This is a genomic window from Microbulbifer variabilis (assembly GCF_020524905.1).
Lineage (GTDB): Bacteria > Pseudomonadota > Gammaproteobacteria > Pseudomonadales > Cellvibrionaceae > Microbulbifer > Microbulbifer variabilis_A.
In genome coordinates this window covers 24,294-34,739 of the sequence record NZ_JAIVKI010000026.1, presented here as the reverse complement: position 1 = coordinate 34,739, position 10,446 = coordinate 24,294, and the positions used below count along the sequence as shown (strand labels likewise).

At 53.0% G+C, this 10,446-nt stretch carries 11 protein-coding genes; 6 read left to right on the top strand and 5 right to left on the bottom strand.

Translation table 11 applies throughout. The annotated features are described in order from the left end of the window. Window positions 1–499: 499 nt before the first annotated feature. The 3 genes from LC073_RS20120 to LC073_RS20110 form a co-directional block, all read right to left on the bottom strand. On the bottom strand, window positions 500–817 hold the full coding sequence (locus LC073_RS20120) for a superinfection immunity protein (protein ID WP_226649208.1): 318 nt from the start codon (window positions 815–817) through the stop codon (window positions 500–502). Window positions 818–878: 61 nt separating this feature from the next. After that, window positions 879–1,472, bottom strand: a complete 594-nt coding sequence (locus tag LC073_RS20115; protein ID WP_226649206.1) for a hypothetical protein — start codon at window positions 1,470–1,472, stop codon at window positions 879–881. Further along, complete coding sequence (locus tag LC073_RS20110; RefSeq protein WP_226649204.1) at window positions 1,472–1,972, bottom strand: RNA polymerase sigma factor; 501 nt, start codon at window positions 1,970–1,972, stop codon at window positions 1,472–1,474. The genes LC073_RS20115 and LC073_RS20110 overlap by 1 nt, the downstream gene beginning before the upstream one ends. Window positions 1,973–2,164: 192 nt before the next feature. Here LC073_RS20110 and LC073_RS20105 point away from each other — a divergent pair, with 192 nt between their 5' ends. Then, window positions 2,165–2,587 (top strand): organic hydroperoxide resistance protein, encoded by a 423-nt coding sequence (locus LC073_RS20105; protein ID WP_226649202.1) that lies wholly within the window; start codon window positions 2,165–2,167, stop codon window positions 2,585–2,587. Window positions 2,588–2,635: 48 nt separating this feature from the next. On the opposite strand, the gene hutG is transcribed toward LC073_RS20105, so the two are convergent. Further along, complete coding sequence (gene hutG, locus LC073_RS20100) at window positions 2,636–3,604, bottom strand: formimidoylglutamase (RefSeq protein WP_226649201.1); 969 nt, start codon at window positions 3,602–3,604, stop codon at window positions 2,636–2,638. Further along, complete coding sequence (hutI, locus tag LC073_RS20095) at window positions 3,588–4,817, bottom strand: imidazolonepropionase (protein ID WP_226649199.1); 1,230 nt, start codon at window positions 4,815–4,817, stop codon at window positions 3,588–3,590. Before hutI ends, hutG begins: the two co-directional genes overlap by 17 nt. Before the next feature lie 188 nt (window positions 4,818–5,005). On the opposite strand from hutI, the gene hutC reads away from it, so the two are divergent. The 5 genes from hutC (at window position 5,006) to LC073_RS20070 (ending at window position 10,312) form a co-directional block, all read left to right on the top strand. After that, window positions 5,006–5,716, top strand: a complete 711-nt coding sequence (gene hutC, locus LC073_RS20090; RefSeq protein ID WP_226649198.1) for a histidine utilization repressor — start codon at window positions 5,006–5,008, stop codon at window positions 5,714–5,716. Window positions 5,717–5,804: 88 nt separating this feature from the next. Beyond that, window positions 5,805–7,481 carry a urocanate hydratase gene (gene hutU, locus LC073_RS20085; RefSeq protein ID WP_226649196.1) on the top strand — a complete coding sequence of 559 codons (1,677 nt, stop codon included), beginning with the start codon at window positions 5,805–5,807 and terminating at the stop codon, window positions 7,479–7,481. Window positions 7,482–7,587: 106 nt separating this feature from the next. Then, window positions 7,588–9,138 carry a histidine ammonia-lyase gene (gene hutH, locus LC073_RS20080; RefSeq protein WP_226649194.1) on the top strand — a complete coding sequence of 517 codons (1,551 nt, stop codon included), beginning with the start codon at window positions 7,588–7,590 and terminating at the stop codon, window positions 9,136–9,138. Between the two features lie 283 nt (window positions 9,139–9,421). Beyond that, window positions 9,422–9,760, top strand: a complete 339-nt coding sequence (locus tag LC073_RS20075) for a hypothetical protein (protein WP_152455661.1) — start codon at window positions 9,422–9,424, stop codon at window positions 9,758–9,760. A 96-nt stretch (window positions 9,761–9,856) separates the two neighbouring features. Next, window positions 9,857–10,312, top strand: a complete 456-nt coding sequence (locus LC073_RS20070) for a hypothetical protein (RefSeq protein WP_226649192.1) — start codon at window positions 9,857–9,859, stop codon at window positions 10,310–10,312. Window positions 10,313–10,446: the final 134 nt, after the last annotated feature.

Sequence of the window (10,446 nt, the reverse complement as noted above, 5' to 3'; positions counted from 1 at the left end):
TGCTTGATCGAATTTTTAAACAACTCAGTTGAGCGCTCGGCCCTAACTGCGGGACGCGTATTCTACACATCCAGGCTGCTGAATCAAGTGATTTTTTGCAGCTTTTTTCGGTGATCCGAATGGCTCAAAGCCCTTTTCGAATCCCGGCAAGGTCGTTTCCGCCCCCGCTTGAAGTGGCGCGCATTATAGCGACCTCTCCGTGCTTGGCAAGCTCTTTTTCAAATCAATTTTTTAATAAAATCAATGAGTTAGAGCTGCTTTCCCGCTGCTGCTTGAGCAGCGAGGAGGCGAACTATACGGACTTCACGGGGACACCGCAAGCTCTTCTTGTAATAAATTTTCAAAAAGGCTTTTGCTGAAATTTTAACCATGCCGAGAACTCTTACTCTATAGTGGAAGCGGGAAGAGCCTGAACAACAATAAGCTCTCAAGCTTTTAACCGCTTCTATTTAACTGCCTCCAAATGAAGTTGGAAATTGGTATACAGACCAAAGCTTTCTCAATCTGCTTTAACGGTAGGCATCTCGACCTGCGCAGAATCATCTTTTATACCTTCTTTCTTCTCCAGACCCTTACCCCGCATCTTGCCGGTGACAGCCCAGGCCAAAAGAGCAACCCAGGCAATCCAGGAAAGCCCTGCAGGTACATTTGCTGCAAGGATTTTACGGAAGTTTTTTCTGTTTAGAAAAAATGCGGCTATGGCCGGAAGAAACCAAATAGCCAAAAAGAAAACAATAAATAAAATACCCTTTAACAGACTAATTTCGCTAAGTAATTCTGAAAAACGACTAATCATTTGATCGAGATCTGTAAACATATCCTTACCCCAATTTTAAACGGTCCCTTTTACAGTCTCGCTCTCGTCCATTTTTTTACAGCTAATTTAGATATTTTTTTTGTAGATCTTCTAAGCTGGCTTTTTCGCGCCCTGTACGCCAGTAGATATAATAGCTATAGATAGCCAATACCATCATGCCTACAGAAAAGCCAATTAGTGCCGTTTTTGGGTTGCGGAGCAAGCTATCTACAATCCCTGTATAAGCACTCAGAAACTCCCATATTCCTATGATTAATAATTGGAAAAATACGAAAATCCAGCTGAAATGCACTTCACGGCGCTTACGCCTTAACCTTAAAAGGGCCAAATTCACATAGGCGCTCGTAGATTCCTCTAGTGGAGCCCACAAGCCGCGACGATTTAAAAGAGAAAAAATCATTGCGATTGCAAGCATTGAAAGTATAAGAATGATGCGTAAGCTACTGTCCGGGAAGCCTTCCACTAAAAAGACATTGAAAGCATAAACTGCTACGAAAATTGCAAAGAGCCATTCAAAAGTTACTACCATCCACATACGCCGCTCCTGACGACGTACCCACTTCAATATGGCAGCAGGCACTTTTGTGCTAACCCGTTGCTGCTTCCACAAAGTTTCCAGTTCAGACCACTGTTCTTCGCTGCTCGCTTTATTCATTACTCACCTCCCGACAAGCAGATGTTCAGCCGTTCTTTTGCTCGATTCAAGCGCACAGCAATATTGCTTTCACTGATACCAAGCACTTCGGAAATTTCCGTATAGCTTAACCCCTCTAAACGCAGAGTCAGGGTTTGACGCAGGCCCAGTGGTAGTTTTTTGACCGCAACTAGCAGACGCTCTGACCTACGCTCTTCCGCCAGGCGCTCATCAGGGCCCGCTTGATTGTCTGGCAGCGTCATCAATTCCTCTTCACCAGCATGCTGAGGCTTTCTTCTGGCTATTTCGGTTACACAACGATTGTGAGCAATGCGATAGACAAAGGTTTTTAGGCTGGCATCCCCTCGAAAGGAAGCCAGCGCTCGCCATAGACCCAACCATATCTCCTGGAGAAGATCCTCATGCTCTGCAGTAGTGCGCACATAGCTGCGTGCTATTCGGGAAATACCCTCGGCATACTCGGTTATCGCCTGCTGAAATAATTGATCCCGTAAATCCACCGGTTACTCCACTTTTTTGTAATGGGTACTGTACCGACGACGCCAAAAACCTTACAAAAAATTTCGTCTACCTCCTCAAAATGTGTCGATACCTCCATCTGACACGGATAACTCGGATTCGCCTCAGGCTTTGCACACCGACACAAGCCGAGACAACTACACTTCGTCTGCATAATTTCTGAGGACACACTTATGAAGGCTCTCTATACAGCAGTCGCCACAGCTACGGGTGGCCGTGATGGACAAGCGGCATCGTCGGATGGTGCCCTGGATGTAAAGCTCAGCATCCCCAAAGAGCTGGGCGGGGATGGCGGAAGTGGTACCAACCCAGAGCAATTATTTGCGGCAGGCTATTCGGCTTGCTTTATCGGCGCGATGAAATTTGTTGCGGACAAGGAAAAAGTCGCCACACCGAACGATACCAGCGTACGAACTGAAGTTGGCATAGGGCCCAGCGGGAAGGGCTTTGGCTTGGAGGTGGACCTCTATATTGAGCTACCGGGGATGGATAAGGTGGTGGCGGAAAGGGTGGCATTAAAGGCACATGAAGAGGTTTGCCCCTATTCCAATGCGACTCGCAATAACATTACCGTGAATTTACATATTACGGTTTAACCATATAAGGCTGCCAGTGACTGGCAGCCCTTACAAGCCTCTTTCCTCTTACCCTTCACAAGATGAGCGCGCGGCCTTATTGGTCATCTGAAAAGCCAGCCGCGCGGCAGTGCGTGCGCCATGATCTTCAATATCGAAATAGGGATTAAATTCGGCCATATCCGCCAGACAAACCTTGTTTGAATCCAAAACGGTATCCAGTAGCTCTTCGAGCAACTCCAGTGCTACCCCACGCCCAGAGGGCGCACTGACAGCAGGCATTACTGCCGCTGGTAATACGTCCAAGCATACGGTGAGATAAACAAAATCCACCTTATCGATAAAGTCCTGAATTTGCTGCTTAACCTTATCCAGATTCCAGCTGCTGATCTCTCGATCACGAATGACTTCGGCACCCAGCTCATTGGCGCGGTTGTAGAGTGCCGGGGTGTTAGCATTATCGGCAGCACCGACACAGAGATAATTAAATGGACGACCATTGATCTGGCACTGTTCAGCAATTTGATAGAAAGGCGTGCCTGAAGACCCTTTAGGCGAGGGTATACGGAGATCCAGGTGAGCATCGAAGTTGATAATGCCCAGTGTCTTTTCCCGGTGCAGCTCGCGCATCCAACGCGCTATACCCAGATAGCTGCCATACGCGATTTCATGCCCTCCCCCCAGGACCAGGGGAAAGTGACCATTGTCGAGCAACTCATTGATACGCGCACCAAGCAGAGCCTGTGCGGATTCCAGATCCTCGCGGTCAACGCGCACATTGCCGGCATCATAAAGAGGTAAGTCAAAAGTAGCGGGCAGATTGGCCATGGCCAAGCGCAGGATCCGCGGCCCTTTCGCGGCACCGATACGCCCTTTATTGCGTCGCACCCCTTCATCCGAGGCAAAACCGAGAATGGCGATCCCGGGAGGGTTATCCAGTTGCAGCGGAGAAATACGCTGGTGCCAGCGCTCTCCGGCGCGACCGTCCTCGCTGTCGGTGCGGCCACTCCATAGGCGCATATCAGCCAGCTGTAACATCTTTGCCTCCCAGGAAAATCTGTGCGGGTTTCAGCCCGCCAAATTCATAAGCCAGTTGGTCCGGGGTATCCATCGGCCACAACACCATATCCGCGCGCAGCCCAGGGCGCAGCACACCTCGAGAACAACAGAGCCCCAAAGCGCGTGCGGCAGCGCGAGTCACGCCGGCCAACGCCTCAGCTGGGGTCAGGCCAAACAGGTTGCAGCCCATATTCATCATTAACCGCAACGAGCCAATGGGACAGCTGCCAGGATTCAGGTCGGTGGACAGGGCCATGCAAACCCCCGCCTCGCGAAGCTTTTCTACCGGCGGCGCCTGAGTCTCGCGCAATGTATAAAAGGCTCCGGGGAGTAATACCGCCACGGTGCCGCTTTCGGCCATGGCCAGCACATCGGCATCGCTGATGTATTCAATATGATCCACGGAGAGGGCGCTGGCCTTAGCAGCCATCTCGGTGGCCCCGGTGCGCGCCAGCTGTTCAGCGTGCACTTTAACTGGTATATCCAGCTGCTTGGCGGCATCGATCACCCGCTGGCACTGCTCTACGGTAAAACCAATGGTTTCGCAGAACATGTCCACCGCATCGGCCAGTTGCTCGCGCGCAACCGCCGGCAATATCTGTTCACAAATTAAATCGATATATTCATCGGCACGGCCATCGTATTCCGGCGGCAGGGCGTGCGCGGCCAGGCAGCTAGTGACGATTTCCACAGGATTGTGCTGTCCCAGCCGACGCGCTGTGCGCAGCTGTTTCAGCTCCGTATCCAAATCCAGGCCATAGCCAGATTTGATTTCGACGGTGGTAACCCCCTCAGACATCAGGGCGCGCAGGCGCGGCTCCGACAGGCGATACAACTCCTCGGCACTGGCGGCACGAGTGGCGCGCACGGTGGAAATAATACCACCGCCAGCACGAGCCACCTCTTCGTAGCTCTCGCCCCCCAGGCGGCGGGCAAACTCTCCGGCGCGATGACCGCCATAGACCAGATGGGTGTGGCAGTCGATCAGGCCCGGGGTCAACCATTGACCCTCGCCATCGATCACCTCATCTGGAGCGCAGTCCGGCAACTCGCGGCGCGGTCCCAGCCATACAATCTTGCCACTGGTTATCGCCACAGCGGCATCCTCTATAGCACCGTAGCCCCCGACAATAGAAGGGTCCATAGTGGCGGCATTCACATTAGTAATCAGTAGGTCGCAGCGTTCTGTCATAAGCTTCTAGCGGCGCGCTTTTCCTTCTTTAACCATAGATGCCCAGTCCAATACCGAGCGGGATTTAGGGCAGTCAGGATACAGACCATCGCCCCGGCTTGACAGTCATCTTTAAGACAACCATAGTAACCATTATTATTTCTTGTATATACAACCATATACAAGCCCAAAAGGCATCGAACTCAAGCATGAATACTGCAAGCGAGCCCCGCTACGCGGCGATCAAGCGCCATATCCGGCAACAAATCGAGAAAGGCACTTGGCCTGTGCATTTCCAGGTACCCTCGGAAAATCAGCTGGCACAGGAATTCGGTGTCAGCCGTATGACCGCCAGACGCGCATTGAGTGAATTAACCGATGAGCGGGTGCTGATGCGCGCTCAGGGACTCGGTACTTTTGTGGCCGAACCGGTACCGGCAGGCTCCCTATTAGAAGTGCGAAATATTGCCGATGAGATTTCCGCACGTGGCCATAGCTACAGCAACCGAATTTTGCTGGCACAGCAGTGTATGGCCAACGCCGAAGTAGCCCGTGCATTGGAAGTGCCGGAACAGGCCAAAGTTTTTCATACCATTATTGTGCACTGCGATAACGGCGTACCCATACAGTGGGAGGAGCGCTTCACCAATCCGACCCTGGCCCCGGAATATCTACAGCAAGATTTCGCCCACACCACACCCAACGCCTACCTTTCCAGGGTTGCGCCATTGACCGAGGCCGATACCACGGTGGAGGCGATTGCTGCAGAGGCCTCTATTGCCTACGCGCTGGAGATCGCCACCGGCGATGCCTGCCTACAGGTGTGGCGACGTACCAAGAGTAGCGCCGGCACTGTGAGCTTTGCCCGCCTGGTGCACCCGGGTAACCGTTACCGCCTGGGCGCGCAACTGAGATTCTAATTTCTGAATGTATCCCCTACGCCCCGGCAATATTTGACTGATAACTACAGGGCGTAAGAATTTTTACCAAATATTTTGAGAGGAATTTATGTCCGCTGATAAACGTCACGATCCCAGTCGCAAAATCCGCGCGCCTCGTGGCAGTGCGCTCAATGCCAAGAGCTGGCTGACCGAGGCCCCACTACGCATGCTGATGAATAACCTGGATGCGGAAGTGGCTGAACGCCCAGAAGACCTGGTAGTTTATGGTGGTATCGGCCGCGCCGCGCGCGACTGGGAGTGTTACGACAAAATTGTCGAGGTACTGAAACGCCTCGAGGACGACGAAACGCTGCTGGTACAGTCCGGAAAACCGGTGGGCGTATTTAAAACCCACGCCGATGCGCCTCGCGTATTAATTGCCAACTCCAACCTGGTACCGCACTGGGCCAACTGGGAACACTTCAACGAGCTGGATAAAAAAGGCTTGGCCATGTACGGCCAGATGACTGCAGGCTCCTGGATTTATATTGGCTCCCAGGGCATCGTACAGGGCACCTATGAAACCTTTGCCGCAGTCGCTCGCAAACACTTTAACGGCGAAGCAAAAGGCAAGTGGATTCTCACTGGTGGCCTCGGCGGCATGGGGGGCGCGCAGCCACTGGCCGCGACGATGGCCGGATTCTGCATGATTGCGGTGGAGTGCGATGAAACGCGTATCGATTTCCGCTTGCGCACCGGCTATGTAGACAAAAAAGCCACCAGCCTCAATGAAGCGCTGCAAATGATTGAAGAGGCCATGGAAAAAGGTGAAGCTATTTCCGTTGGCCTACTGGGCAACGCAGCGGATATTTTCCCGGAAATTGTGCAGCGCAATATTCTGCCAGATTCCGTTACCGACCAAACCTCAGCACACGATCCTTTAAATGGTTATCTGCCTAAGGGCTGGACCATGGAATACGCCGCAGAAATGCGTAAAAAAGACGAGGCCGCAGTGGTAAAGGCAGCCAAGCAATCTATGGCGATTCAGGTAGAGGCCATGCTGGAGCTACAAAAGCGCGGTGCCGCCACTCTCGATTACGGCAACAATATTCGCCAGATGGCTCTCGAAGAAGGTGTGGAAAATGCCTTTGATTTCCCCGGTTTTGTGCCCGCCTATATTCGCCCGCTGTTCTGTGAAGGTGTTGGCCCTTTCCGCTGGGCGGCCCTTTCCGGCAACCCGGAAGATATCTATAAGACCGATGCCAAAGTTAAAGAGCTGATTCCCGATAACCCGCAGTTGCACAACTGGCTCGATATGGCCCGCGAGCGCATTCACTTCCAGGGACTGCCCGCACGTATCTGCTGGGTGGGACTAAAGGATCGCGCGCGCCTGGCTTTGGCCTTTAATGAGATGGTTGCCAATGGTGAGTTGGAAGCACCGGTTGTGATCGGCCGCGATCACCTCGACAGCGGCTCTGTAGCCAGCCCCAACCGCGAGACCGAATCCATGATAGACGGCTCCGATGCTGTCTCCGATTGGCCACTGCTAAACGCCCTGCTAAACACTGCCTCTGGTGCGACCTGGGTATCCCTGCATCACGGCGGCGGCGTAGGCATGGGCTTCTCCCAACACTCAGGTGTGGTGATTGTCTGCGATGGCACCGAAGCGGCACACAAACGCATCGAGCGCGTTCTCTGGAATGATCCAGCCACCGGTGTAATGCGTCACGCCGACGCCGGCTACGAGATCGCAAAAAAATGTGCAAAAGAGCAGGGCCTGGACCTGCCCATGCTGAAAGACTGATTTTTTACCGCAATAAAAATACCGTCGGAACATTAATGCGCGGCCCTATATTTTTCTGCCGCGCGCTACCGACACCAAGCTGTAAATATTTTTGGTGAAATAATTTATGTATCAATTGGAAATCGATCCCGGTCAGCTAAGCCTTGCGCAACTGCGCCGCGTTGCCCGCGAACCAGTACAACTATCCCTGGCAAAAAGCGCTTATCCAGCCATCGAAGCCTCCGCCCACACGGTTGCCCAGGTAATTACCGAGGGCCGCACGGTTTACGGCATCAATACCGGTTTTGGCTTATTGGCCAACACCCGTATCGAAAGGCACGATTTGGAAAACCTGCAACGCGCTATCGTACTGAGCCACGCCGCCGGTACCGGTAACTTTATGAGTGAAGCTACCGTACGATTGTTGATGGTGTTGAAAATCAACTCCCTCTCACGGGGTTTCTCCGGGGTACGTCCCCAAGTTATTGAAGCCCTGATACAACTGGTCAATGCCGGGGTTTACCCTGCAATTCCCGAGAAGGGTTCTGTGGGCGCTTCTGGGGATCTAGCTCCGCTGGCTCATATGAGTGTGGTACTTCTCGGTGAAGGGGAAGTCTTTATAAACGGCGAGCGCAAAAGCGCTCACGAAGGCCTCAAAGCTGCGGATCTTGAGCCCATTACCCTGGCCCCTAAGGAGGGCCTTGCCCTACTAAACGGCACCCAGGCCTCCACCGCCTTTGCCCTGCTCGGCCTGTTCGCCAGTGAAGATCTGTTCGCGGGCGCCCTGGTTACCGGTGCCATGACATTGGAAGCCGCCAAAGGATCGCGTCGCCCCTTCGACGATCGCATTCACAATGCCCGTGGCCAACGGGCACAGCGCGATGTAGCGGCGATTTACCGCGACCTGCTCGGCGAAACCAGCCAGATCGGTGACTCCCACCAATTCTGTGAAAAAGTGCAGGACCCCTACTCGCTGCGCTGCCAACCCCAAGTCATGGGTGCTTGCCTGCAGCAGATGCGTTTCGCTGCCGAAGTACTACTGGCCGAAGCCAATGGTGTGTCCGATAACCCGCTCGTCTTTACCGACGAGGAAAACCCGGAGAATTCCGACATTATTTCCGGCGGTAACTTCCATGCGGAACCAGTGGCTATGGTCGCCGACAACCTGGCACTGGCACTAGCGGAAATCGGCTCCCTGTCCGAACGGCGCATGGCGCTGTTGATCGACAATAACCTATCCGGCCTGCCGCCCTTCCTGGTGGAAAACGGTGGGGTGAACTCCGGCTTTATGATCGCTCAGGTTACTTCCGCTGCTTTGGCCAGTGAAAATAAATCCATAGCGCATCCCGCCAGCGTGGACTCCCTGCCCACTTCCGCCAACCAGGAAGACCATGTATCCATGGCCACATTTGCCGGTCGCCGCCTGCGGGATATGGCCGACAACACCTGCGGCATTCTGGCCGTAGAATTGCTCGCAGCCTGTCAGGGACTGGATTTCCGCGCGCCATTAAAATCTACTGAAAAACTGGAAGCGGCCAAGGAAAAACTACGCGCGCGCGTCTCCTTCTACGATAAAGACCGCTATTTTGCCCCGGATATTGAAGAGGCTAAACAGCTCCTCAGTAGCGGCGCCTATCTGGAGTCTATTGATTCGACCCTGCTGCCGAGCACCCATTGATTTCCAGAAATTTCTATAAATAGGTTTTTATAGAAGATGAAGTTACAAAAGACCGGGCAGGAGTCCCCGGTCTTTTTTTATCGTTTTTGGTCCGGCAACAACAGCGACCTTAAAGTAGCCAATTGTCCACCGACAGAAATTGCAACGTGGATAACTCCCATCAGTCTCCCGTCACATCCATTAAACCCGATAGAACAATTTTTTTTCTTTGTGAGGAAATTTGCGCCAAAAGTGCTAGGCTGAGAATTAGACGTTTTACCCGCCAAAAGGTGTGGAGGTCTAGATGAAACCGCTGTCGCTTCGGCTGCTTCGTCACTCGGGCTATGCCCTGGCTATTGCCGCGGGGTTCTCCCTATCGGCCTGCAATGGCACAGGATACCCCTGTGGAGGTTATGACTGCTCAGCTAGCTATTACGGATATAGCCCTTATTACAGCAAGTCATATTACAACCTACGGGGCCGCTACGCCCACTGCCACCCCGATGGGGTCTGCCACAACATGCAGCACTGCAACTTTTATTGGGATGGGAATTTTTACCGCCTGAGACCACCTGCAGTAGTGAACAGAGGCTACCAGGTTATCGATCCGCCCGACCCGCCCTATCAAGCAAGGCCCTACTGACACCGGAATTCTGCGTGCGCCCATTTGGCACACATAAGGGGCTTGGCCCCTGCCGGGCCTCTCCGGGGGGAAATTCCGCTTACCGGAGATTGCACTATGAATAGAGCTGTTAAGACGGCTTTCATTGCCGTCACGGTATGCACGGCCCTGACCCTGGGTGCTTGTGCAACCGATAGTTACTATAACGGTGGCTACTATGGCGGTTACTATAGAGGGGGGGGAGTAGCCTATACCTCTTCTTTTGTTTACCCCTATGCAACCCCCAACTACTACCCCTCCAGTAATATCTATGTCTCTTACCGTACGCCGGTTTACCAGTATTACCGGGTAACCCCGCGCTATGGGTACTACTATGGTGGCTATGGCGGTGCCTATTCCTATTACCGCGTACCTGGCTTCCGCGGCAATGCCCGCTACCGGGCCAGGCATTATTATCGCGGGCTTCCCTACTACAACCGCTTTAATTCCCCCGGTGCTGCACAAATGCGCTATCGCGCCCAACACCGTGGTTATCACCGCATTCGCGGTGGGCACCATCACAGAAGACGTTAAGGCTTAGCTGCCTTTACTTAATCGTGAAATAGCTGAGAGTTCTGGTATTTCACATCGCCCGCGAAGTGCCTGTGCAAATCGATAAATCTACTGGTATTTCGCGGGTTATTTTGGTTATCGACATTAAAAGATTT